General features: G+C 69.6%; 28 protein-coding genes. 13 read left to right on the top strand and 15 right to left on the bottom strand.

Annotated elements, in window-relative coordinates:
• Window positions 1-212: 212 nt before the first annotated feature.
• Entirely contained in the window at window positions 213-710 is a 498-nt protein-coding gene (locus tag RAMLITH_RS13185) for a Spy/CpxP family protein refolding chaperone (protein ID WP_181017776.1), read from the top strand.
• Window positions 711-781: 71 nt separating this feature from the next.
• Here the strand turns inward: RAMLITH_RS13185 and RAMLITH_RS13180 are convergent, their stop codons facing one another.
• A complete protein-coding gene (locus RAMLITH_RS13180) occupies window positions 782-1,222 on the bottom strand; it encodes a hypothetical protein (RefSeq protein ID WP_168107886.1) in 441 nt (146 codons plus the stop codon).
• Window positions 1,223-1,358: 136 nt separating this feature from the next.
• Entirely contained in the window at window positions 1,359-1,910 is a 552-nt protein-coding gene (locus RAMLITH_RS13175) for an acyloxyacyl hydrolase (RefSeq protein WP_168107885.1), read from the bottom strand.
• Window positions 1,911-2,128: 218 nt separating this feature from the next.
• Here RAMLITH_RS13175 and RAMLITH_RS13170 point away from each other — a divergent pair, with 218 nt between their 5' ends.
• The 5 genes from RAMLITH_RS13170 to RAMLITH_RS13150 are packed head-to-tail and all read left to right on the top strand — an operon-like array spanning window position 2,129 to window position 6,562.
• On the top strand, window positions 2,129-2,881 hold the full coding sequence (locus RAMLITH_RS13170; protein WP_168107884.1) for an endonuclease/exonuclease/phosphatase family protein: 753 nt from the start codon (window positions 2,129-2,131) through the stop codon (window positions 2,879-2,881).
• A gap of 11 nt (window positions 2,882-2,892) precedes the next feature.
• Window positions 2,893-4,128, top strand: a complete 1,236-nt coding sequence (gene clsB / locus RAMLITH_RS13165) for a cardiolipin synthase ClsB (protein ID WP_168107883.1) — start codon at window positions 2,893-2,895, stop codon at window positions 4,126-4,128.
• A complete protein-coding gene (locus RAMLITH_RS13160; protein WP_337786149.1) occupies window positions 4,112-5,206 on the top strand; it encodes a lysylphosphatidylglycerol synthase domain-containing protein in 1,095 nt (364 codons plus the stop codon). Before clsB ends, RAMLITH_RS13160 begins: the two co-directional genes overlap by 17 nt.
• Window position 5,207: 1 nt before the next feature.
• Window positions 5,208-5,888 (top strand): TIGR03915 family putative DNA repair protein, encoded by a 681-nt coding sequence (locus RAMLITH_RS13155; RefSeq protein ID WP_168107882.1) that lies wholly within the window; start codon window positions 5,208-5,210, stop codon window positions 5,886-5,888.
• The gene (locus RAMLITH_RS13150) at window positions 5,885-6,562 is read left to right on the top strand and encodes a UdgX family uracil-DNA binding protein (protein ID WP_168107881.1); all 678 of its coding nucleotides are present in this window, start codon (window positions 5,885-5,887) and stop codon (window positions 6,560-6,562) included. Before RAMLITH_RS13155 ends, RAMLITH_RS13150 begins: the two co-directional genes overlap by 4 nt.
• Before the next feature lie 272 nt (window positions 6,563-6,834).
• Here RAMLITH_RS13150 and RAMLITH_RS13145 read toward each other — a convergent pair whose 3' ends face one another.
• A complete protein-coding gene (locus tag RAMLITH_RS13145; protein WP_168107880.1) occupies window positions 6,835-7,218 on the bottom strand; it encodes a hypothetical protein in 384 nt (127 codons plus the stop codon).
• Window positions 7,219-7,377: 159 nt separating this feature from the next.
• Between RAMLITH_RS13145 and minC the strand changes: the two genes are divergently transcribed.
• From minC to RAMLITH_RS13125, 4 genes are all read left to right on the top strand, one after another.
• On the top strand, window positions 7,378-8,121 hold the full coding sequence (gene minC, locus RAMLITH_RS13140) for a septum site-determining protein MinC (RefSeq protein WP_168107879.1): 744 nt from the start codon (window positions 7,378-7,380) through the stop codon (window positions 8,119-8,121).
• Between the two features lie 115 nt (window positions 8,122-8,236).
• A complete protein-coding gene (gene minD, locus RAMLITH_RS13135; RefSeq protein ID WP_168107878.1) occupies window positions 8,237-9,052 on the top strand; it encodes a septum site-determining protein MinD in 816 nt (271 codons plus the stop codon).
• Window positions 9,053-9,055: 3 nt separating this feature from the next.
• On the top strand, window positions 9,056-9,331 hold the full coding sequence (gene minE, locus RAMLITH_RS13130; RefSeq protein ID WP_168107877.1) for a cell division topological specificity factor MinE: 276 nt from the start codon (window positions 9,056-9,058) through the stop codon (window positions 9,329-9,331).
• Between the two features lie 44 nt (window positions 9,332-9,375).
• The gene (locus RAMLITH_RS13125; protein WP_168107876.1) at window positions 9,376-9,879 is read left to right on the top strand and encodes an SRPBCC family protein; all 504 of its coding nucleotides are present in this window, start codon (window positions 9,376-9,378) and stop codon (window positions 9,877-9,879) included.
• Here RAMLITH_RS13125 and RAMLITH_RS13120 read toward each other — a convergent pair.
• From RAMLITH_RS13120 to RAMLITH_RS13105, 4 genes are all read right to left on the bottom strand, one after another.
• Window positions 9,857-10,819, bottom strand: coding sequence for an alpha/beta fold hydrolase (locus RAMLITH_RS13120; protein ID WP_168107875.1), 963 nt, complete (start codon window positions 10,817-10,819; stop codon window positions 9,857-9,859). The genes RAMLITH_RS13125 and RAMLITH_RS13120 overlap by 23 nt on opposite strands.
• Window positions 10,820-10,909: 90 nt before the next feature.
• The gene (locus RAMLITH_RS13115; protein ID WP_168107874.1) at window positions 10,910-11,137 is read right to left on the bottom strand and encodes a hypothetical protein; all 228 of its coding nucleotides are present in this window, start codon (window positions 11,135-11,137) and stop codon (window positions 10,910-10,912) included.
• 109 nt (window positions 11,138-11,246) lie between these two features.
• Window positions 11,247-11,864, bottom strand: coding sequence for a 3'-5' exonuclease (locus RAMLITH_RS13110; protein WP_168107873.1), 618 nt, complete (start codon window positions 11,862-11,864; stop codon window positions 11,247-11,249).
• Window positions 11,865-11,943: 79 nt separating this feature from the next.
• A complete protein-coding gene (locus tag RAMLITH_RS13105) occupies window positions 11,944-12,522 on the bottom strand; it encodes an NnrU family protein (RefSeq protein ID WP_168107872.1) in 579 nt (192 codons plus the stop codon).
• A gap of 158 nt (window positions 12,523-12,680) precedes the next feature.
• Between RAMLITH_RS13105 and RAMLITH_RS13100 the strand changes: the two genes are divergently transcribed.
• The gene (locus RAMLITH_RS13100) at window positions 12,681-12,920 is read left to right on the top strand and encodes a hypothetical protein (RefSeq protein ID WP_168107871.1); all 240 of its coding nucleotides are present in this window, start codon (window positions 12,681-12,683) and stop codon (window positions 12,918-12,920) included.
• Window positions 12,921-12,985: 65 nt separating this feature from the next.
• Here the strand turns inward: RAMLITH_RS13100 and RAMLITH_RS13095 are convergent, their stop codons facing one another.
• Together RAMLITH_RS13095 and RAMLITH_RS13090 are read right to left on the bottom strand one after the other, a co-directional pair.
• A complete protein-coding gene (locus RAMLITH_RS13095; protein WP_168107870.1) occupies window positions 12,986-13,447 on the bottom strand; it encodes a hypothetical protein in 462 nt (153 codons plus the stop codon).
• Window positions 13,448-13,598: 151 nt separating this feature from the next.
• On the bottom strand, window positions 13,599-14,540 hold the full coding sequence (locus tag RAMLITH_RS13090; RefSeq protein WP_168107869.1) for a Tim44 domain-containing protein: 942 nt from the start codon (window positions 14,538-14,540) through the stop codon (window positions 13,599-13,601).
• A gap of 174 nt (window positions 14,541-14,714) precedes the next feature.
• On the opposite strand from RAMLITH_RS13090, the gene RAMLITH_RS13085 reads away from it, so the two are divergent.
• Both RAMLITH_RS13085 and RAMLITH_RS13080 read left to right on the top strand, forming a co-directional pair.
• Window positions 14,715-15,005 (top strand): FitA-like ribbon-helix-helix domain-containing protein, encoded by a 291-nt coding sequence (locus tag RAMLITH_RS13085; RefSeq protein ID WP_168107868.1) that lies wholly within the window; start codon window positions 14,715-14,717, stop codon window positions 15,003-15,005.
• The gene (locus tag RAMLITH_RS13080; protein WP_168107867.1) at window positions 15,002-15,451 is read left to right on the top strand and encodes a PIN domain-containing protein; all 450 of its coding nucleotides are present in this window, start codon (window positions 15,002-15,004) and stop codon (window positions 15,449-15,451) included. Before RAMLITH_RS13085 ends, RAMLITH_RS13080 begins: the two co-directional genes overlap by 4 nt.
• A gap of 71 nt (window positions 15,452-15,522) precedes the next feature.
• On the opposite strand, the gene RAMLITH_RS13075 is transcribed toward RAMLITH_RS13080, so the two are convergent.
• The 6 genes from RAMLITH_RS13075 to RAMLITH_RS13050 form a co-directional block, all read right to left on the bottom strand.
• Window positions 15,523-16,515, bottom strand: a complete 993-nt coding sequence (locus RAMLITH_RS13075) for a Bug family tripartite tricarboxylate transporter substrate binding protein (RefSeq protein WP_168107866.1) — start codon at window positions 16,513-16,515, stop codon at window positions 15,523-15,525.
• Between the two features lie 31 nt (window positions 16,516-16,546).
• The gene (locus tag RAMLITH_RS13070; protein ID WP_202883266.1) at window positions 16,547-17,497 is read right to left on the bottom strand and encodes a hydroxymethylglutaryl-CoA lyase; all 951 of its coding nucleotides are present in this window, start codon (window positions 17,495-17,497) and stop codon (window positions 16,547-16,549) included.
• Window positions 17,494-18,732: a CaiB/BaiF CoA transferase family protein gene (locus tag RAMLITH_RS13065; protein ID WP_168107865.1), complete on the bottom strand. Its 1,239-nt coding sequence runs from the start codon at window positions 18,730-18,732 to the stop codon at window positions 17,494-17,496. The genes RAMLITH_RS13070 and RAMLITH_RS13065 overlap by 4 nt, the downstream gene beginning before the upstream one ends.
• Window positions 18,733-18,858: 126 nt before the next feature.
• Window positions 18,859-19,797, bottom strand: a complete 939-nt coding sequence (locus RAMLITH_RS13060) for a LysR family transcriptional regulator (RefSeq protein ID WP_168107864.1) — start codon at window positions 19,795-19,797, stop codon at window positions 18,859-18,861.
• 62 nt (window positions 19,798-19,859) lie between these two features.
• Entirely contained in the window at window positions 19,860-20,693 is an 834-nt protein-coding gene (locus RAMLITH_RS13055; RefSeq protein WP_238344180.1) for a protein NO VEIN domain-containing protein, read from the bottom strand.
• A gap of 159 nt (window positions 20,694-20,852) precedes the next feature.
• On the bottom strand, window positions 20,853-21,983 hold the full coding sequence (locus RAMLITH_RS13050) for an MBL fold metallo-hydrolase (RefSeq protein ID WP_168107863.1): 1,131 nt from the start codon (window positions 21,981-21,983) through the stop codon (window positions 20,853-20,855).
• Between the last annotated feature and the right edge of the window lie 188 nt (window positions 21,984-22,171).

Below are 22,171 nucleotides of genomic sequence, written 5' to 3'. Positions count from 1 at the left end.
CAGGAGCCATCCTGCACCCGTCGGGCAGGGCCGGCTGTGGTCCAAGGCGGGCGAATTGCGGTAGGAAGCTTCCCACAGCGCCGCACCTCGCGCCGGGCAGAGCTTTACAGGACGGCGACCGCGCGGGCACCGCAGAGACACAGAAGGTGCCGACACTGATCACGTGCGCAAGGCCCTGCCTCGTGCGCACCGACAGCAGAAAGGAAAGCTCGATGAAACCAGCGTACAAGCACCTTGTGGCCGCGACCGCCCTGGCGCTCCTCGGCCTCACCGCCGCCGCCCAGGCACCACAACCGGCCGTCGTGGCGCCCGGCCCGGCCCCGGCGCTGCAGGGCCAGCACCCGATGATGCAGCACCACCTGGAGCGCCGGCAGCAACGCGTGGCCCAGCGGCAGGAGCGGCTCAAGCAGATCCTCCAGATCACCCCGGCCCAGGAAGGCGCCTGGAGCACGTGGATCGCTTCACGCCAGGCCGGCAAGCCGTTGCAGCGCGGCCAGCGGGCCGAGTTGGCCCGGCTCACGACGCCGGAGCGGATCGATCGCATGCGGGCCCTGCGGGCCGCGCGCGCCGCCGAGGCCGACCGGCGCGGCGAGGCGACCAAGACGTTCTATGCCGCCCTGACGCCCGCGCAGCAGAAGGCCTTCGATGCGCTGCAGGCCGAGCGCGGCTTCGGACGCGGCGCCGGCCATCGCGGCCACCATCGCGGCTGATCGCCGCGGCGCCACGCAGGAAAGCCCGTGCCTTGCGGCACGGGCTTTCGCTTCTTCGGGGGCGACGCTGCTTATTGCGGGCTGACGGCGCCGGTGTAGCCCATCGCCTGCGCGTTGCGGCGGGCCGCTTCGTACATGCCGCGACGCTGCATCAGCTCGTTCACGACGTCGGCCCGGCTGCGCGCCACGTCGTGCTGGTCGAGCATGGCGTTCGGCCGGCCCTGCACCATGGTCGAGGCTTCACCGGCCTTGCCCGGCACCGGCGTGGTCACGCTCGCATTGCTCTGGCCGTGCGCATCCTGGCGCACCTGGTCCTTGCCGACGACCGGCGCTTCGGTCACCGGCGAGTTGGTGGTGGCCGCGTTCGGCACGCCACGGGTCTGCGTGCTCGCTTCGCCGGCCTTGGGCGGCAGGTCGGAGCTGCCGCTGGCCGGAGCGCTCTGGGCGTGCACGCCGGCGACGGCCAGCAGGCCGGCCAGCAGGATCGACAGATGGGCGGTGGACTTGTTCATGCGGATTCCTTTGCTTTCGGTACAGCTGAGACTGGCCCTCGCCTGGAGGGTGTGCAGGAACCTTAGGACCCGCGCCTGCGCGACGTTATCGGACAGGCACGACGCCGGCTGTAGGAAGGTGGCGGGGCCGGGGGCCTCAGAACATGACGCCGTAGCGCAGCCGCACCAGGTTCATGCCGGGGTTGGGGTGCTTCAACCCGCCGTTCGAGAAGTGCGTCAGCCGCAGGCTCACTTCCTGCCGCTGCCCTTCGCCGAAGTTGCGGCCGGCGCCGAGCACGTCGGCAAAGTTGAAGTGGGTGCTGAACTGCTTCTCGCTGGTGCGGTAGGTGCGGTCCATGTACGTCAGCCCGATGCCGGCCTCGACGAACCACGGCGAGCGTCCCTTCTCGAAGCGGTAGCGCAGCAGGGGCACGACGCCGACGTGCGTGAAGCCGGCGCGCCGGCCGCCGTCCTTCACGCTCCAGCGGCTGACATAGGCTTCCGTGATGCCCTCGAGCCGGCCGCCCCGCACCTGGCGCTGCCACGACCAGGGCCACACGGCGCCGACGGACAGCGCACGCGCAGAGTCCTCGCCCGCGCCGGCCTGCACGAACATGCCCTGGGGCCGCAGGTCGGCGCGGGCGCCCGTCGCCAGCAACGCAGCGGCCAGCAGCATCGTGATCCGTCGTGTGTGCATCGTGAGGAACATCGCAGGCATCCGTGAGATCTCGTGGAAGGGCCCAGGTGGCGTGCGCCGCTGAGCCTTTGGAATCTACATTGATTTCGCGCGAGCGTGGGCCGCGGCCGATCAAGGAAGGCCTCGACGTGGTGCGCAACGGCGAGCACAAGAAGACTGCCTGCCGTCCTACACCCCCGCCATGAGCCCGGCAGTACAAAAAGTGCCTTCCCCGAGAACACCCGCACCACATGACAGAGACCGTGGCCCCGGCGTTGACCGTGATGACGGTCAACATCCACAAGGGCTTCACCACCTTCAACCGCAAGTTCATCCTGCCCGAGCTGCGCGACGCCGTGCGCAAGGTCGGCGCCGACATCGTGTTCCTGCAGGAAGTGCTGGGCGAACACGAGGATGACGGGCGCACCGTCAACGGCGCGCCGCACTACGAGTTCCTGGCCGAGGAGATCTGGCCGCAGTTCGCCTATGGCCGCAACGCCGTTTCGCCCAGATCCCACCACGGCAACGCCGTGATGTCCAAGTTTCCGATCGTGCGCTACCAGAACCACGACGTGTCGATCGCCGGCCCGGAAAAGCGCGGCCTGTTGCACTGCGTGCTGAACGTGCCCACCCACCAGCTCGAGGTGCATGCGATCTGCGTCCACCTCGGGCTGGCCGAATCGCACCGCCAGCAGCAGCTCGACCTCCTGTGCGAGATCGTCCGCTGCGAGGTGCCCGAGGGCGCGCCGCTGATCGTGGCCGGCGACTTCAACGACTGGAGGCGCCGCGCGCACGACATGCTGTGGCGCGAGGTCGGCTTGCGAGAAGTGTTCGTGACGGCGTACGGCGAAGCGGCCAAGACGTTCCCGGCGCGCTTTCCGCTGCTGTCGCTGGACCGCATCTACGTTCGCAACGCCTCGGTGCACCTGCCGGTGGTGCTGCCGCGCCGGCCCTGGTCGCACCTGTCCGACCACGCACCGCTGGTCGCCGAGATCCACCTCTGAGGAACACGGCCATGCACGGACGCTGGATCGAAGGCAACGACATCCGCCTGCTCGAAAACGGCGAGGAGTTCTTTCCGCGCGTGTTCGCATGCATCGCGAACGCGCAGCGCGAGGTGGTGCTGGAGACCTTCATCCTGTTCGAGGACAAGGTCGGGCTGCAACTGCACCAGGCGTTGATCGCCGCCGCCCGCCGCGGCGTGCAGGTGGACGTCACCGTCGACGGTTTCGGCTCGCCCGACCTGTCCGGCCGCTTCATCGATTCGCTCGCCGGGGCCGGGGTGCGGATGCACGTGTTCGACCCCGGCAAGCGGCTCCTCGGCAAGCGCCTGAACGTGCTGCGCCGCATGCACCGCAAGATCGTCGTCGTCGACGGCACGGTCGCCTTCGTCGGCGGGATCAACTATTCGGCCGACCACCTCGCGGACTTCGGACCGGAAGCCAAGCAGGACTACGCGGTGGAGATCCGCGGGCCGCTGGTGGCCGAAATCCACCGCTTCACCCACGCCGCGCTGGTGCAGGGACAGCGCTACCAGCGCAAGCGGCTGTGGTGGCGCAGCCGCAAGCACGTTCGCTCCACACCCGACGACCAGCCGCGCGCCGGCACGGCCGCGGCCATGTTCGTCGTGCGCGACAACACCGAGCACATGAGCGACATCGAGCGGCACTACCGCATCGCGATCCGCGCAGCGCGGCGCCGCGTCGTGATCGCCAATGCCTACTTCTTCCCGGGCTACCGGTTCATCCGCGAGCTGCGCCGCGCGGCGCGGCGCGGCGTCGAGGTGAGCCTGATCCTGCAGGGCGAGCCGGACATGCCGATCGTCAAGACCGCCGCCAGCATGCTGTACCACCACCTGCTGGCCGCCGGCGTGCGCATCTACGAGTACAAGGACCGGCCGCTGCACGGCAAGGTCGCCCTGATGGACGACGAATGGGCCACCGTGGGCTCCAGCAACCTCGACCCGCTCAGCCTGGCGCTGAACCTCGAGGCCAATGTGATCATCCGCGACCGGGCGTTCAACGCGCATCTGCACGAGCGGCTGGATTTCCTGATGCGCAACAGCTGCCACCGGATCGAGCGCGAAGCGATCGGCGAACTGCGCGGCTGGGAACTGGTTCGCAGCTACGCGGCCTACCACTTCACGCGCTGGTATCCCGCCTGGGTCTCCTGGCTGCCGCGCCACGTGCCGCGGCTGTTGCCGGCGTTGTCGGAACGCCTGCATCCGGTCTGGCATGAACCGAAGCACTGACATGGGTTCGCGCGCCATGCCACGCAACACGATGGCCGGCCGTGCCCAGGCGCCGCAGGCGGTGCACCGGCGCCTGCGCGACCGCTCGTGGTGGCCGTGGTTCAAGCGCGGCCTGACGCTGCTGTTCTTCGTCGCCGTGGCGGTGCTGCTGGTGCGCTACGCGCGCACGCTCGACTGGAAGGACGTGTTCGATTCGGTGCGCGCGCTGCCGGCGCCGGCGTTGGGGCTGGCCGTCGCGCTCGCCGCCGCCAGTCATCTTCTCTATAGCTGCTTCGACCTGCTGGGACGGCACTACACCGGGCATGCCTTGCGCACCCGCACCGTGATGGCCGTGAACTTCATCAGCTACGCCTTCAACCTGTGCCTGGGATCGCTGGTCGGCGGCGTCGCGTTCCGCTACCGGCTGTACTCGAAACTGGGTCTCAAGACCGGCGTCATCACGCGCATCGTCTCGATGAGCATGCTCACGAACTGGATCGGCTACATGCTCCTCGGCGGCTTCGTCTTCCTGGTGCACACCCCGGAACTGCCGCCGACCTGGAAGATGAGCAACTACGGCCTGCAATGGCTGGGCGCCGGCCTGGTCGCCGTCGCCCTGGGCTACCTCGCCGCCTGCGCGATGGCCGGCGACCGGTCGTGGACCGTGCGCGGCCACGAACTCTACCTGCCGCCATGGCGCATGGCGCTGCTGCAGTTCGCGATGGCCTGCACCAACTGGAGCCTCATGGCCGGGGTGGTCTACGTGCTGCTCGGCCAGCGCATCCCGTACTCGGACGTGCTGGCGGTGCTGCTGATCGCGGCCGTGGCCGGGGTGATCACGCACGTGCCGGCCGGACTCGGCGTGTTCGAGTTCGTCTTCGTCGCGCTGCTGTCGCACGTGGTCCCGGAAAGCCGCCTGATCGGCGCGCTGCTCGGATACCGCGCCATCTACTACATCGGCCCGCTCGCCGTGGCCGCCCTGCTGTACCTGGCCATGGAACTGCGCGGCCGCCGCGAGTCGCAGCACCCGCGCTCGGAGCAGGGCCCCGGCACGCGTGGCAGCATGAAGTCCGCCAACGCGCGGGAAGGCGGCGGTTGACATGGAAGCACGGCTGGCCAGCGAAACCGACCTCGCCGGGTTCCGCGAAGAGGCGCGGCTGCTGCTGCGCCAGCAGGTGCCGCCCGAAGCCGTCCGCTGGCATACCGCCGAAGCGCAGAACAGCGATCACTTCAGCGACCCCGGCCTCGACCGGCCGCGCGAGATCGCCAGGGCCGCGTCCGCCATCGTCCCTGCTTCGTTCCTGCGGCTGTGCGAGGTGGTCGTGCTGCACCACGACCCGGACCGCTTCGCGCTGCTGTACCGGCTGCTGTGGCGGCTGGTGCACGAGCCCGGCCTGCGCAACGACCCGATGGACCCGGACATGCTGCACGCGCACCAGATGGCGCAGTCGGTGCGGCGCGACATCCACAAGATGAAGGCGTTCGTGCGCTTCCGGCTTTTGGCCGAGGGCGATGCACCGCCGCTGCAACTCGCGTGGTACGCCCCGGCCCACCACATCCTCGAGACCGCCGCACCGTGGTTCGCCAAGCGCAATCCGCAGCCGCGCTGGGCGATCTTCACGCCCGAGCGCTCCGTCGAATGGGACGGCCGCAAGCTGCACTATGCCCTCGGCGTGCCGCGCTCGCGCGCGCCGGCCCCTGAAGACGGCGACGAAGCGTGGCTCGCGCTGCATCGCAGCGTCTTCGAGCCCCGGCAGGAACCGGAGCCGGAAGGGCCATGAAGCCCGCCGCCGGGAGCGCCTCCCCAGTGCGCGCCGTGCGCCCGGGGCAGCCGCTGCAGGCGCCGGCGCAGGACGGGATCGCCTCGCTGGAGGAGCTCAGGGCGGCGACGATGCGCTGCCGCGAATGCCCGATCGGCGAGTTCGCCACCCAGTCGGTGATCGGCGAAGGCCCGGCCAGGGCCAGGCTGATGCTGGTGGGCGAACAACCCGGCGACCAGGAGGACCTGCAGGGCCACCCCTTCGTCGGTCCCGCCGGGCGGCTGCTGGCGAAGGCGCTGGAACAGGCCGGCATCCCGCGCGAGCAGGTATTCGTGTCCAACGCGGTGAAGCATTTCAAGTACGAACTGCGCGGCAAGCGCCGCCTCCACAAGACGCCGACCCAGCGCGAGGCCGCCGCGTGCCTGCACTGGCTGGAGGACGAGATCGCGCTGGTGCGGCCGAAAGCACTGGTGGCACTGGGCGCAACGGCGGCGCGGTCGCTGCTCGGACGGGCGGTGCCGGTGCTGGCCAACCGCGGCCAGTGGCTGCCGCGACCCGACGGCCGCCAGGTGCTGGTCACGGTGCATCCGTCGTCGCTGCTGCGCGGCGCACCGGAGGATCGCGAGCCGGCGTTCGCGGCGTTCACTGGCGACCTGGCGCGGGCCAGCAAGCTGTTCGACCGCCGCGCCGACTGACGCCGCGCGGGCCGCAACGGCCCTCCGGGGCTCGCCGCCCTCTTCTTCTTGTTATCTCTATTTCAAATTAGTAGTAGCTAGTAGAGGGCGGCCCGCGCTGTGGACAAGGCGCTTTTACCCTTTCGCATCAAGCACTTGCGGCACCGCTGCGGCTGTGGGCCACCGCGGTCGCGTGGTGTATCGGGAACAGGGACAACCTTGCCGCGGCGCCCGCGCCTGTGGATAACGGCCGGGTTACCAGGGAACTGTCCCCAGGGTTGTTCAGGCGGCGGTCACTTCGTCGCGGCGGGCTCGGTCGCGCGCCGGTCGGCGGGTGGTGCGAGTTCGTTGCGATCGGCCGGTGCGCGGGCCTCGGCGCGCGCGGCGAGCACGTCGTCGTCGGCCTTGCCCGGCACCGGGGGCAACTGCCCCAGTCGGCTCGGGCGGCGCAGGTTCAGGTTGCGCTGCGCCGCTTCGGGGCCTTGCACGCCCACGCCGCCTTGCGGCGGCCCGGCCTGCGCGCCGAGGCCGGCCTGGGCGCCCGCCATGGCGGGCCGGCCCTCGAAGACCGCGGCGGCGCCGGCGCCCTGGCCGTGTGCCTCGTTCAGGGCGAGCATGAGCGCGGCGAGCACCAGGGCCACGGCGACCCAGTGCGACGGGCGGTGATGGATCTTCATGGCGATTCCTCGCTGCAAATGGGACATGGTCATTGCAGCCAGTCTGATCCCACGGGCCGCGCGGGGAGCAGGTGCATTTGGCAACAGAATGCGTAGGACGGCGCTGGCACCGCACTGTTAAGATTCGCCGCTTTCGCGAACCGGCCTCTCCGCTTTTTCATGACCGTTGCCCTTGCAGGACGCGCGCCTGCCACGTTCGAGATCAAGAGCGCCACCCTGCCGCTGGTCTCGCTCCTCCTGAAGACGGCCGACCTCGACGCCCTCGCCACCGAACTGTCCGCCCGCTTCGGCGACCATCCCGATTTCTTCGACCACGACCCGCTGGTGCTGGATCTCACGCCGCTGCAGTCGCAGGGCGAAGCCGCCGTCGATTTCCCGGCCCTGCTGGACCTGCTGCACCGCTATCGCGTGTTGCCGGTGGCGGCACGCGGCGGCAGCGTCGGCCAGATGAGCGCGGCCCTCGCCGCGGGCCTCGCCGCGGCGCCCGAACTCGTCGTCCAGCCGCCGCCGCCGCGGGCGGCGCAGGCGCCCGCTCCCGCGCCCGTGGCGGAAGCGCCGCCGGCCGGTGCGCTCGTCGTCGACAAGCCGCTGCGTTCGGGCCAGCAGGTCTATGCGCGCGGCCGCGACCTGATCGTCTTCAGCATGGTCAATCCCGGCGCCGAAGTCATCGCCGACGGCAACATCCACGTCTACGCACCGCTGCGCGGCAAGGCCATCGCCGGCGCCCGCGGCAACACCGAGGCGCGGATCATCTCGCTGTGCCTCGAGCCGGAGCTGATCTCGATCGCCGGCGTCTACCGCACCAGCGAAGTGCCGCTGCCGCCCGAGGTGCTGTCCAGGCCGACCCAGGTGCGGCTGGTCGGCGGCGTCGAAGGCAAGCTGGTGATGGACCCGCTGGCATGAACGCGCTCGCGCGCGCCGCCCTCACCCCAACCCTCTCCCGGGGGGAGAGGGAGGCGAAACCCCTCACTCCGGCCCTCTCCCACGGGGAGAGGGAGCAACAAGGAACCGAGAACCCATGGCAAGAATCATCGTCGTGACTTCCGGCAAGGGCGGGGTCGGCAAGACCACCACCAGCGCCAGCTTCGCCTCCGGCCTCGCGCTGGCCGGCCACAAGACCGCCGTGATCGACTTCGACGTCGGCCTGCGCAACCTGGACCTGATCATGGGCTGCGAGCGGCGCGTGGTCTACGACCTGATCAACGTGATCCACGGCGAGGCCAACCTGCACCAGGCGCTGATCAAGGACAAGCAGTGCGACAACCTGTTCGTGCTGGCGGCCTCGCAGACCCGCGACAAGGAAGCCCTCTCCAGGGAAGGCGTCGAGCGGGTGCTGAACGACCTGGCCGGCATGGGCTTCGAGTACATCGTCTGCGACTCGCCGGCCGGCATCGAGACCGGCGCGCTGCTGGCGATGCACTTCGCCGATGAGGCGCTGGTCGTGACCAACCCGGAGGTCTCGTCGGTGCGCGACTCCGACCGCATCCTGGGCATGCTGGCCAGCAAGACCAAGCGGGCGATCGAGGGCAAGGAGCCGGTCAAGGAACACCTCCTGATCACCCGTTACAACCCGAACCGCGTCGACCAGGGCCAGATGCTGTCGCTGGAAGACATCAAGGACATCCTGCGCATCGAGCTGATCGGCGTCATCCCCGAAAGCGACGCCGTGCTGCAGGCCTCGAACCAGGGCACGCCCGCCGTCCACCTGAAGGGCACCGACGTCTCGGAGGCCTACCGGGACGTGGTGGATCGCTTCCTGGGCCAGGACCGGCCGCTGCGCTTCATCGATCCCCAGAAGGCCGGTTTCCTCAAGCGCCTGTTCGGGAGCAAGTGACCCATGGCCTCCTTCCTGTCCTTCCTGCTCGGCGAGAAGAAGAAGACGGCCAGCGTCGCCAAGGAGCGGCTGCAGATCATCCTGGCGCACGAGCGCAGCGGCCGCAACGCCGGCCAGCCCGACTACCTGCCGGCGCTGCAGCGCGAACTGGTGGCGGTGATCTCCAAGTACATCAAGATCGACCAGCAGGACCTCAAGGTGCACCTGGAACGCCGGGACAACCTGGAGGTGCTGGAGGTCAAAATCGAGCTTCCGGAGCAGAAGTCAGCGCCCGCTTGAGCGCGGGACTTGACACTGCCGGGCCGCCAGAAGATAAACGCAGGATGGCCAGACCCATCTTCGTGCACGAGACGCACACGTTCAACGTGCCGGCCGAGCGCGTGTTCGACGCCTGGCTCAACCCGGGGCAGGCCGCCCGCTTCCTGTTCGCCAGCCGCACCGGGAACGTCATGCACTGCGAGATCGACCCGCACGTGGGCGGCACGTTCACGGTGACGGACCGCCGGCCCAACCCGGACGGCGACGAGAGCTTCTTCGTCGCCCAGCATCGCGGCTGCTACGTCGAGATCGACCGGCCGCGCCGCCTGGTCTTCGACTTCAGCGTGGAGCCGTTCTCGACGTCCACCACCCGCGTCACCATCGACATCGTGCCGGCCGGCCCCGGGGGCTGCGAGCTGATGCTGACCCACGACCTCGGCGAAGCCGAGGATGCGATCCACTACGTCGACCGCACCCGCCGCGGCTGGAGCGCCATGCTGCGCCAGCTCGAGAAAGTGGTGGGCACGCGCCTGTGGAGCTTCGGCCTCAGGACCCCAGGAACCGCCTGACCTCCGCCAGCGTGCGCCCGGGGTCTTCCTCCTGGGGCATGTGGCCGATTCCCTCGAGGATCACCAGCTTCGCGCCGGGAATGTCCCGGGCGAACCGTTCGCCCAGCGCGGGCGGCAGCAGCCGGTCACGCTCGCCCCACAGGATCAGCGTGGGCACTTCCAGCTTGCGCAGCAAGGCCGGGTCCGGCCCGGTACCCAGTTGCGCGAGGCGGTGGCCGAGCGCGGCGCGGTTGCCTTCGCGCCTGGCCATGTCCATGTAGAGGTCGACCAGCTGCGGCGTCACCTTGCCCGGCTCGCCATAGAGCCGGCGCAGGCTGCTTTCGACCAGGCCGCGCGGCAAGGCATGTTGCGCCACGGTGCGCAGCACCGGCATCCGGGCGACCTTGAATGCCAGGGGGACGTCGTTGCCCGTGCCCGCCAGGCCGGCGCCGTACCCGGCCGCGTCCACCAGGACCAGGCCTTGCACCCGTCCCGGCAGCGCCACCGCGGTGGCCCACGCCACCTGACCGCCCAGCGAGTTGCCGGCAATCACGAAGCGGTCGATGCCAAGCCGCGCCGCGATCGACCGCACGAACAGCACGTAGCGCTCGATCGAGTAGTCGTCCTGGCGATTGGGGCCGGTGAGGCCGAAGCCCGGCAGGTCGAAGCGGACCACGCGGCGCTCGCCGCGCAGGCCCTCGGCCCAGCCCTGCCAGGTGTGGAGGCTGGCCGACGTGCCGTGCACCAGCAGGATCGGCACCGGGTCGTGGCGCGGCCCTTCGTCGCGCAGGTGGACCTGCTGGCCGTTGATCTCGATGAAGGTGGAAGGCGGCGGCGCCCAGCGCGCCTTGAGCTCGTCGGGCGGGAGATCCGGCGCCCAGACGGCGACGAGGCCGACCGAGGCGAAGAAGACGGCGCCCGCCAGCACCAGCCAGAGCGATCGCAGCCACAGGCTGTTCATGCCTCGACTGTAACCGCGCGTGTCACGGCTGCGGACTCCCTCCCCTCCGGGGGAGTGCCGCGGTGGGGGTGTCCCTCGCCCCGCCGGACCCTACGGCCGGTGTCCGCTCTTGGGCGCGATGCCGCTGCTGGGCCCGCCCTTGCGCGTCATCGACTGGTTCTCGCCGCCGATGTGGCTCTCCCGGTCGTGCCGGCTCTCGGGCGTGCGGCGGCCCTCGTTCTTCTGCGTCGGCGCCGTCTCGCCCATCTTGTTGGCGTCGTTCTCCACCTTGCCGCTGCGCGCGGCCTGCTTGTCGCGCGCGTTCTGCTTCCTGCTCATGGGGTACTCCTGTCATCTGAAGCGATGAACCCATTCTGGAAGCCGTTGCGCGGCCGCTGCTGTCGGACGGCACCGCATCACCGCCGCGGCGCCGGCGGGCACGGCGCGTTCAATGCACGGCCGCGCGGTGCCGTTCGATGGCGCGCGGCAGGGCCTTGCGGCTGCAGGCCTGCAAGTGCATCAGCAGCGCATGCCGCGCCTGCGCCACACCGTAGCGCGAGTGCAGGTCGGTGCGGATGCGGCACCACAGCGCGGCCGCCGTTTCGGCGTCGGCCATCGCCCGGTGCGCGCGCCCGGCATCTGGCAGCCCGTGGTACGCAGCCAGCGACCCCAACCGGTAGCTGCGCACCTCGGGCCACAGCCGGCGCGACAGCAGCAGCGTGCAGGCAAAGGGCTGCTCCGCCGCCTGTCCCAGCCGCTGGAGTTCGGCGGTCCAGAAGCGGCGGTCGAACGACGCGTTGTGCGCCACCATCGGCCGCCCGCCGACGAAGCGGTTGGCCTCGTCCATCACCTGCGCGGCTGGAGGCGCCGTCGCGATCATCTCGTTGCTGATGCCGGTATAGGCCTCGATGAACGCGGAGATCCGCACGCCGGCGTTCATCAGGCTCTGGTAGCGGTCGACCACCCGGTCGCCCTCCAGCAGCACGATCGCGATTTCGGTGGCGCGGTCGCCCATCGCCGGCGACAGGCCGGTGGTCTCGAAGTCGATGACGGCGACGGTGGTCATGGTTGTGGGCAGGGTCCGAAAGACCATGAAAATCGAAAGCGGCACTTTCGATCTTTCATGGTGCCAGCGACAGGAACGACTAGCCGAACGGCCGCACGCCGATCAGCGGCCCGTGCAGCATGAACGCGAACGCCGCCCACGCGACGAGGCCGATGACCACCGTCAGCGCCGTCATCGACGCGGTGCCGGCCGGATAGACCGTGTTGTTGGCGCGGTCGCGCTGGCGCGCCGCGCGATAGCTCAGGACCGCCCACGCCAGGAAGGCGCCGAACAGCACCACGTCGGCGGCGACGCCGTTGGCGAGCAGGTGCGCCAGGGCCCAGACCTTGACGCCCAGCACCATCGGGTGGTGCAGCTTCGCCTTGATCGCGTTGCGTGGCACGTAGGCGGCCACCAGCAGGATGAACGACGCCACCAGCAGCAGCGCCGCCAGGTGGCGGGCCCAGACCGGCGGCGTGTACAGCACCAGCGTGTCGGCCCGGGCGGCGCGGAAGCCCCAGATCACCAGCGCGAAGCCGGCGATCGAGAGCAGCGAGTAGATCCCTTTCCAGGGCATTTCGCCGATGCGGGCGATGGTGGCGCTGCGCCAGCCGTCCGCCACGATGCGCGTGGAGTGCACGCCGAGGAACAGCACCAGGCCGAGAATCAGGATCGCCATCGCAGTGCCTTCTTGTCGAGTCGGGCTGGCATTATGGCCCGCCGTGCCGGTGCGCAGTCCGGCGCCGATGGCGCGACAGGAAGAGCGCCTACAGACGAGCGTGCCGGCGGACCCCAGACTGGCTCGCATGGTCCCGCTGGGACTCGCAGGGAGCCACCATGGAACACGCCGCCATCATCCGTTCGCCCCGCCCGTCCGCCGCCAACGACCAGGGCGGGGACGACAAGCTCAGCCTGCAGAAGGCCAGGGACAAGCTGCGCGGCTTCTTCCAGCGGCCGTCCTCGGGCCGCACCAGCACGCTGGGGCGCAAGGTGGAGAAGCCCGGCTCGGGGGCGGCCGCCGGGCCGAGCGGGCAGACCGAAGGCGTGGAGCACGATCGCAAGCACGCGAACAAGTGACGCCGCGCTGCCCGCCGCCGCGCCCTCGAGGCTCCCGCCGTGCGGCGTGTTTCAGCGGCTGCTGATCACGCCTTCTGCCGGCCGCGTCGCGCCGCCTTGAGGGTCAGCTCCTCGTAGCGCTCGTGCAGCCGGTTGGCGATACCGGCGTAGGTGGCGCAGTCCTCGTCGCGCGCGCACAGCGCCTGCCGCAACGCATGGTAGTGACGCTCGTTCACCCACCCGGCGAGCGCCCGCACGCGCGAGGCGAAGGCGACAACCTCGACGTAGTCCGCGAAGAAGTCGGTGAAGAACGTCTGCGAATCGGCCAGCCCGGCTTCGATCGCCGCCGTCAGGTTGTCGAGGTATTCCCCGGTCGCGGCTTCGCAGCCGACGATGTTCCTGAACGGCGCCAGCCTGCCCGTCTTCGGGTTGTAGCCGCCGAAGCGGGCGCAGCCCTTGGCCAGCACGCTGGGCGCGCCCTGCGGCGCCAGTCCACCGTCGTAGAACGCCAGGTGCGTGTAGTGCGGCTCGTGCCCCTTGATCCTCATTTCTTCCTCCGGCCTGTCGGCTAGGCGCAAGTTGTGGTCTTCGTCGATCGCCCCGCGCGGCGCGCGGTGTCGTGAAGCCATCTTGCGCAGAGGAGGGTCCTGCACCGTTGACTTTCATCAATCGGTGCAGGCGCGCGCGCCGCGCCCGCCGTCAGACGGCTTGCTGGATGCCGGCGACGACCCACCCGCCGATGCCTGCCAGCGGCTTGGTCAGGTGCCAGATCTCGTCCAGGTCGTCCGGTGCCGCGCCGGCTTCGGTGCGCACGCTGCCGCTGAAGCGCACGCTGACGATGTACTGCCCGTTCTCCTCGGCGACGTTCAGCACCCGCGGCTGCAGGCCGAACACCTCGGTCTTCTGCGCCGCGTCACCGCGCCCGGCCACTTCCTCGCGCACCACTTCGAACATCTCGGGAGTGAGGTAGTCGCGCAGGCGCTCGAGGTCGCGCGCGTCGTTGGCCGCCTGCAGCGCCATGAACTGGTCGCGTGCCGCGCGCTCGAAGGCAGCGGTGTCGAAGCCGGCCGGGATGACGCCGACCGTCCCGTCGCTCGCCGCGACCGCAGCGCCGCCGGCCAGGCGCGAGCCGATCAGCGATCCGCCTTGCGCGGGCGCCGACTCGTTGCCGGTGCGGTACATGGCCTGCTGCGGCTGCCGCAGCACGTTGCCCGCAGCCCCGGCCCCGGCGCCGGCCAGCGCGCCGCCTTGCGCCGCCGCGCGCTTGCGCATCACGAAGCCGATCACGAAGAGCACCGCCATCGCCAGCAGCGCGATGGTGAGGATGTTGGCCAGCGCCTCGCCGAAGCCGAAGTGCGACGCCAGCGCCGCGATGCCCAGGCCGGCGGCGATGCCGGCCAGCGGTCCCATCCAGCTGCGCTTGGTGGCGGCCGCGGCGGCCGCGGGCGCTGCCGCTGCAGCAGTCGCGCCAGCAGCCGGCGCTGTCTGGCCGGGCGCGCCGGGCGCCGCGGCGGGTGCCGTCGTGCTCTGGCGCTGCATGCCGCTGGACTTGCCGCCGCCCAGGCGCTTGGCCTCGGCGTCGAAACCGGCCGTCAGGCCCAGCGTGAGCACCACGGCGAACAGGGCCAATGTCTTTCTCATGAGATCTCCTTCGTTGGTAGGTGAGCGGGCCAGGGTAGCGGCAGGAGAGATCCGAAAAAAGCAGATGAAGGATGAGATTAGTTCAGGAAAAAACGAAAATGGAGAACGCGGCACCCGCCGCCAGACGGAGCCGATCCGGATCCATAATGGAACCAAGGCAAAGGAGGCCGCACCATGCCCAATCTTTCGATCAAGGATGTTCCCGAGGACGTCGCCGAAGCGCTGCGGCAAAGGGCAGCGCGCAATCACCGCTCTCTGCAGGGCGAGTTGATGGCCATCCTGCACGCGGCCGTCTCCCCGCCGCCCGCGAGCCCGCCGGCAGCGGACGAAAGGAAGTTCGACGGGCGCAGGGGCACACGGACCATCGAGGACATCGCTCGCGAGTCGCGCTTGTTGTATCCGGAGCCTGTGCGCGGGGGACCGCTCGCAGTGGATATCATCCGCGCCGACCGGGACAGCCGGTGAAGGCGCAGACAGCGTCGCGCCCCGTGCTGCACGTGGCCGAACCGCCTCCCGCCTTCCTGGCCCGGCCGCCCTTGGTGGTGGATTGCAGCGCGCTGAGCGCGGTGCTGTTCGAGGAGGAGTCGCGCGAAGCGGCCTGGCAGACCCTGTCCGGCAAGACGCTGCATGCGCCACTGCTCCTGGACAGCGAGATCGTGAGCGTCGCGGCGAAGAAGAATCGCGCCGGTGTGCCGGCCGCGGTGATCACGCGGGCGCTGGCGCAGTACGTCCAGCAGCAAATCGAATTCCATCGACCCGACGTCGAGGCGCAATACGCCTTGGCGCTGCGGTACGGCATCTCGACCTACGACGCTGCGTACCTGTGGCTCGCCGACGTCCTCCAGGCCCCGCTCGCCACTTTCGATGCGAAGCTGGCGAAGGCGGCGCGGGAGCACCTGGCAGGGCCGTGATCGCGGTCAGCGGTGTTTCTCCCTCTCCCGCTTGCGGAAGAGGAAGCAAGAGCGCCTCTGCCCGCGCCGGCTCAGTCCCCGTGGATGTTCGCCGCCTTGACGACGGCGGCCCAGCGGGCCTGTTCTTCCTTCACGGCGGCGGCGAACTGCGCCGGCCCGAGGTAGTCGGCCTCGGCGCCTAGTTCCTGCGCCTTCTGCTTGAACGCCGGCGCCGACATCACCTTCGCAATATCGGCTGCCAGCCGGTCGATCACCGGCTTGGGCGTGCTGGCCGGCGCGAAGACGCCGAACCACGAGGTCGGATCGAGCTTGGCTATGCCGGCCTCGGCCGTCGTCGGCACGTCGGGCATGCTCGGCAGGCGCTTCTTGCTGGTGACGGCAATGGCGCGCAGCTTGCCCGACTGAATGTGCGGAACGAACGGCGGCGGGGTGCCGAACGTCAGGTCCACCTGGCCGCCCAGCAGGTCCTGCAGCGCGGGGCCGGTGCCCTTGTACGGCACGTGCACCATGTTCACGCCCGCCTGCTGTTCCAGCATGGCGCCGGTGACGTGCTGCAGCGATCCGTTGCCCGACGACGCGTAATTGAGCTTGCCGGGGTTGGCCTTGGCATAGGCCACCAGCTCCGCCAGCGTCTTCACCGGCAGGCCGGCGCGCACCACGATCACCTGCGGCGCCGACAGCACGTTGGCCACCGGCTGCAGGTCCTTCAGTTCCCAGCCGAGCGGCGCCTTGCTGACCAGCGGCGTGATGACGTGGTAGCCGGAATACTGCATCAGCAGCGTGTGGCCGTCACCCTCTGCCCGCTTCACGGCGACGGCGCCCAGCGCGCCGTTGGCCCCGCCCTTGTTGTCGACGACGACTGACTGGCCCAGCGCGGCGCCCAGCGGCTGCGACAGCATGCGGGCCGCGAGATCCGTGGTGCCGCCGGTCGCGGCCGGCACGACCATCGTGACCGGCCGGCTGGGGAACGTGGACTGCGCGTGGGCTATGCCACCGACGCCGGCCGCTGCCGCGGCGATACCGGCCAGCACCAGCCGGCGCGAGATGAAGTGATTGGAGATCATGTGTTTCCTCGTCGTTGTCGAAAGATTGCGTTCACGCGAAAGACCGGCGCAGCTCGTCGACCCCGGCCGGCGCCGGGTGCAGATCGCACGTGCGGCCGGCCTTGGCGACCTGACCCGGTACCGCATGGCCGACCAGTTCCGGCAGGCGCCGCGCCGCAGCCAGCAGGCGCGGCAGATCGATGCCGGTGTCGTAGCCCATCGCCTGCAACATGTGGATGGCGTCTTCGCTGCAGATGTTGCCGCTGGCGCCCGGCGCGTACGGGCAGCCTCCCAGCCCGCCGAGCGAGCCGTCGAAGCGCGTGATGCCGGCCTGCACCGCGGCCAGCAGGTTCGCCAGCCCCATGCCGCGCGTATTGTGGAAGTGGAAGGTCAGTTGCAGCCCGCCGAAGCGCTCGCGCAGCGCCTGCGCCATGCGCGCGACCTGCGCCGGATGCGCCATGCCGGTGGTGTCGCAGATGGTCAGGCCGCGCACGCCCTGCTCCGCGAAGCGGTGCGCCCAGCGCAGCACCTCGTCCTGCGGCACCTCGCCTTCCATCGGGCAGCCGAAGCAGGTGGACAGCGAAACGTTCACCGCCGCGCGCTTGCCGACCAGTGCGATCACGTCGGCGAGGCCGGCGAAGCTCTTCTCGCGCGGCATGCGCAGGTTGGCCAGGTTGTGCGTCTCGGACGTCGACATGACGAGGTTCAGCTCGTCGGCGCGCGACTCCAGCGCCCGCTCGGCGCCGCGCACGTTGGGCACCAGCACCGTGTATTCGACGCCCGGCACGCGGACGATGCGGCCCATCACCTCCTCGGCGTCGCGCAGCATCGGGATCGCCTTGGCCGAAGTAAAGGAGGTGACCTCGATCTTCGCGTAGCCGCACTGCGACAGCTCGTCGATCAGTGCCACCTTGGCATCGGTGGGAACGAACTGCGGCTCGATCTGGAAGCCGTCGCGCGTGACAACTTCGTTGAAGAAGATGCGGGGCAAGGTGTGGTTCATGCGCTGGCTCCGGCGACGATGCCCTTGTCCTTCAGGGCCTGGATCTGCTGCGGCGTGAGGCCGATCTCGCGCAACACGGCGTCCGAGTCGCCGCCCAGCGCCGGCGCGTTGCGACGATGGCTGCCCGGCGTAAGCGACAGCTTGGGCACGATGCCAGGCACGGCGACGGTGCTGCCGTCCGCCATCCGCACCTCCTGCAACATGCCGCGTGCCGCGTAGTGCGGATCGGCGGCGATGTCGGCGATGGTGTAAATGCGGCCCGCCGGCACCGAGGCCGAATCGAGGGCAGTCAGCACCTCGTCCACCGTGCGCGTGGCGGTCCATTCGCCGATCACGCGGTCCAGTTCCTCGACTCGCGCCACCCGCCCCGCGTTGTCGCCCAGCGCGGGATCTTCGGCCAGGTCGGGACGGCCGACCAGGACCATCAGTCGGCGGAAGATGCTGTCGCCGTTGCCGGCGACCAGCGCATAGCCGCCGTCGCTGCAGCGATAGGCATTGGTCGGCGCGATCCCCGGCAAAGCGCTGCCGGCCGGCTCGCGCACGGCGCCGAACGCGCTGTATTCGGGCAGCAGGCTCTCCATGCAGTTGAACACCGCCTCGTAGAGCGCGACGTCGATCACCTGACCCTGCCCGGTCGCGTTGCGATGCTGCAGCGCCACCAGGATGCCGATGACGCCGTGCAGCGCCGCCAGCGTGTCGCCGATGCTCACGCCCACGCGCACCGGCACTCGGCCGGGTTCGGCGGTGAGGTGGCGCAGGCCGCCCATCGCCTCGGCCACGACGCCGAAGCCGGGCCGGTTGCGGTACGGGCCGGTCTGGCCGTAGCCGCTGATGCGCAGCACGACGAGCCGCGGATTGGCTTTCAGCAGGTCGTCCGGGGCCAGGCCCCAGCCCTCCATCGCGCCGGGGCGGAAGTTCTCGATCAGCACGTCCGCCTCGGTGGCGAGCCGGCGCACGATGTCCTGCCCCTGCGCCTGGCGCAGGTCGACGGCCAGCGAGCGCTTGTTGCGCGACTGCACCTGCCACCAGACGGAGGTGCCGTCCTTGAGCATCCGCCACTTGCGCAGCGGATCGCCCGCGCCGGGCGGCTCGATCTTGATCACCTCGGCGCCGAAGTCGGCCAGCGTCTTGGCCGCGAACGGCCCGGCGATGAGCTGCCCCAGTTCGAGCACCTTGAGCCCGGAGAGGGCGCCGGGCGGCACGGCCTGGCCAGGATTGATGGAGTCGTCTTGCATTGCTGGAAGGTCGGTGCCGGGCGCTGCCGCGGCGTCCAGGGCGGCGGCCATTGCCGACGCCGGGCGCGCGCACCGGCGCACCGGCTTGTCATGGCCGGCCAGTCTGCCGAGGCCGGCCGCGCCTGTCTATTTGCGCCTGGGCGAGGCAGTCTTCGCTTTTTGCGAAGGGGCGCACAGGAAGTCGCGCAGGGCGACGATCGCCGCGTCGGCGTCGGGGCGGATGGCGATCTGCAACTGCCGCCTGGCCCAGGCATCCGACAGCGGCCGCCACGCAAGCTGCATCGCGCGAATGATCGGCAGGCACGCCTGCTTCGGCAGCACCGCGATGCCGAGCCCCGACGCCACCATGTGGCCCACCGCGTCGAAGCTGCGCACCTGCATCCGCAACTTGAGCTTGCGCCCCGCGGCCAACGCCGCCTGGTGCTGCTGCTGCAGCAAGGCCGCGCCGGAAGTGAGGCTGATCCACTGCTCGTCGAGCGTCTCCACGAAGGCGATCGGCGTGCGCCCGGCCAGCGCGTGGCGCCGGGGCAGGATCAGCACCAGTTCGTCGGTGCGGAAGTCCGTCACCTGCAGGTCCTGCGTGTCGGGCCCGGCCACGAAGGCGCCGATGTCGGCGCGGCCCTCGCGCAAGGCGACGATCACCAGCTCGGATACCTGCTCCTCGACGTCGACCCGGACGTCGGCATGCAGCTCGGCGTAGCGCGCCAGCAGCGGCGGCAGGAACTGGTTGATGGCCGCCGTGCTGGCGCACAGGCGGACGTGCCGCGCGACGCCCTGCCGGATGTCGGCCAGCTCCGCGACCAGGTCGTCCATCTCGCGCAGCAGCACCAGCCCATGCCGCACGAAGGCGCGACCCGCCGGCGTCGGCACCAGCCCGCGCGAGTGCCGCTCGAACAGCGTGTCACCAAGAGCGGATTCGAGCTCACGGATGCGCCGGCTGGCCGCCGCCAGCACGATGTTGCAGTCGCGCGCCGCGGCCGTGAGGCTGCCCGTCTGCGCGCACGCGACGGCCAGGCGCACGGAGACGAAGTCGAAGCGGGCGAGGTTGTAGGGGGCGGGGGGCAAAGGAGTGGTTCTCGGCGTGTGAGTGGGAGGCCACCGGTCGCGATCCTCGCCAGCTGCTCGGACTAAGAGAAGGTGGCTCTATAAGTAATCGGGTCGAGCAAGCAATGTCGCTCAAGTGGGCCGCTTAGCTCGAAGAGCCTTGGCGCCTTGCGAAATTCGAAGAGGCGATAAAGATGAAACTGATCTTCCGCCTGCTTTGAAAGTGCCAGTTCCCCTCGACTCACGAAGAACGGCGTCTCACGCCCAAAACTCGTCGTCTTCACTTCGATGAAGCGTTCGCGTCCGTCCTGCTCATACGAGAGGATGTCGAAACCGAGCCCATCTCCGCGCGATTGAGAGATGTGCTGTACGCTGTCGGCGAGTTTCTGGTGCCCGAGCTTGACCAACCGCCAGTGCTCGTACTCGACGACGAACTTCTCGCCAGCCAGCCCAAGTGATTGGTTCAGAGCCTCGCGCTCAAGGTAGTCCCTCTTCACAGCCTTGAACACCATCGGGGCAGACGGCTCGCCCGTGCGCGGCTGTAACTGCGGCGCCTGGTCGCGCACGCGTGAGAAGTCGATCATCGGTGGTGCCACGGCAGGCAGTTGTACGGCTGCGAGTGCGGCGTGATCAACGAGTGGATTTGACTTCAGTTGCTGTTCGAGCACCTCAAGAAGGAGGCTCTGGTAATTGCTTCGAGGCTTATACCCAGCTACGTACGGGAAGCCGAGGGCGAGCAATGCGGCGCTTATGTTGCAGTGCTTGAACTCGATCGACCCGTTGGACCGATTTTTAAGCAGCGCGCCCAGTCGTTCCCGATGTGCGGCCTTGTTGTAAGCCTGGCCCGAAAGCTCCAGAGCAAGCATCTGCAGATAGTCAGCAACGATCGCTTCTACTTCGGCACGAGTCCAGTCCATGAGCAGCAGAGTGTATCTACTCCCAGAGCGCGCATCAGCGGCCCGCCGCCTTCGAAAATCCAGCGGGCGCAGCGGGACGTAAGACGGCAGATGAGCGCGCGGTGCCTTAGAGTGCCCCGGCGAGCAACGCCAGGAACGCGCGGTCTGGCGGAGCCGCCCTCACGCCCCGAACGTAAACCGCGTCCCCGTCGAACTGAGCAACACCCGTGAAGGCATCTCCTGGCGCGCGAGGTCGTAGAAGCGGCTGCCTGTGCAGTGCATCGGGATCAGCCAGGCCACGTCGAGCGCCTTCAGCTCGGCGATCGTGGAACGCACGGCGTCGTCGGACGCCGGCATCAGGTGGAACCCGCCCAGCACGGCGTGGACGCGGTCGACGCCGGAGACCTTCATGGCGGCGCGCACGGAGTTCACGATCCCGCGGTGCCCGCACGAGGTCATGACGACCAGGCCCTTGTCCTTGACGTGATAGCAGGTGGCCTGCTCGTGCTGGAAGTCGTCGCCGACCATGGTGACGGTGCGCTTCGCGGGCGGCAGTCCTTCCGGGGCGCAGCCCATGCCGTTCGGCTGCAGCCCGACCCGCATGCGCGACGCGGGCAGCGGCGCCTCCTTCGACACGAGCGGGATGACGCCGGTGGTGAAGCCGTGCCCGGCCAGCAGGGAGGCACGCTCGGCGAACAGGACTTGCAGTTTGGCGTCGAGAATCGCCTGCCGGTCGAGGGCGCCGAAGGACAGCTTCATCGGCTCGGGGCCGACCTCGCGCGTGCAGAAGCATTCTTCGCCACCGAGCACCAGCGGCAAGTCGGGTTTGAGCTTCGCGCGGTGTGCCGCCAGGAATCCGGTGAGGCCGCCGAAGTGGTCGTAATGGCCATGCGTGAGCAGCATCGCGTCGAGCCGCGCCGGGTCGATCTTCAGCAGCTCGAGGTTGTTGTTCAGCGTCTCGGCGGTCCAGCCGAAGTCCATCATCACCTGCCGCACCTCTGTGCCGCGTGCAGACTCCAGGTGCAGCGCCAGCGCCCACTCGCTTTTGAGGGTGCGCGGCGGCTGGTCGGGCGCGAGGCCGAACATCGCCGGCGTCACTGTCACGTCGCCCGTCCGGCTGGCGGGTTGCAGCGCATGCTGGTAGGAGTCCGTGACCACGCGCACGGCAAGCCGGTCGACGACCGGGACGGTGCCGGACACGGGTTGGGCGCTGGCAACGCGCAGGCCGGTGAACAACCCGCCGGCCAGGCCGAATCCCGCCGCGCTCGCAAGCAAGGTGCGCCGCCGCATGGTGCCGAGGTACGTGGACATGGTGTCACCTCCAGGTGAGTGGCTGGCAGCAGGTTCGCAAGCCAGCGGTCAACTCTAGAAAAGCGAAAGCATGATTTCCATGCGCGGGATCAATTTCGCGTCCGCGCCACGAATCGTGCCGGGGGCTCTGCGGCCACCTGGTAGGCCAGGAACTGACCGTTGCCAGATCGGGACCGCACGAAAGTGGG

Source organism: Ramlibacter lithotrophicus, assembly GCF_012184415.1.
Taxonomy (GTDB): domain Bacteria; phylum Pseudomonadota; class Gammaproteobacteria; order Burkholderiales; family Burkholderiaceae_C; genus Ramlibacter; species Ramlibacter lithotrophicus.
This window is presented reverse-complemented; position numbering and strand designations above follow the sequence as displayed.